The sequence below is a fragment of the Streptomyces sp. SID11385 genome (genome assembly GCF_010548245.1).
In the GTDB taxonomy this organism is placed as follows: Bacteria; Actinomycetota; Actinomycetes; order Streptomycetales; family Streptomycetaceae; genus Streptomyces.
Genome location: NZ_JAAGLR010000681.1, coordinates 1 through 283 on the forward strand (window position 1 = coordinate 1; position 283 = coordinate 283).

The 283-nt window shown below is 77.4% G+C and carries 1 pseudogene; it reads left to right on the forward strand.

From position 1 onward, the window contains the following. Nucleotides 1–283: pseudogene (locus G3I42_RS20550) on the forward strand (PucR family transcriptional regulator); the annotation flags it as partial.

Genomic DNA, 283 nt, shown 5'->3' on the forward strand with positions numbered 1-283 from the left:
CTGGCAGATCGTCGTGGCCTCCGTCGAGTGGGAGGGCGAGACGCCCGGCGAGGCGACGGGGCGCCTCGCGCGCGGCCTCCTGGAAGAAGTGCTCGCGGGCAAGGCGGGCGCGCCGGACGGCACGGACGGGTCCGCCGGTACGGACCTGCCGGGCCCCGGGGACGAGGACGACGCCGACCGCGCCGCCGTCACACAAGCGGGCGCCGAGGCCGTCGCGCTCGTACCGCTGCCCGCGCCCACGGGCGACACGGCTGACGACGAGCACGCGTACGCCGAGCTGAAC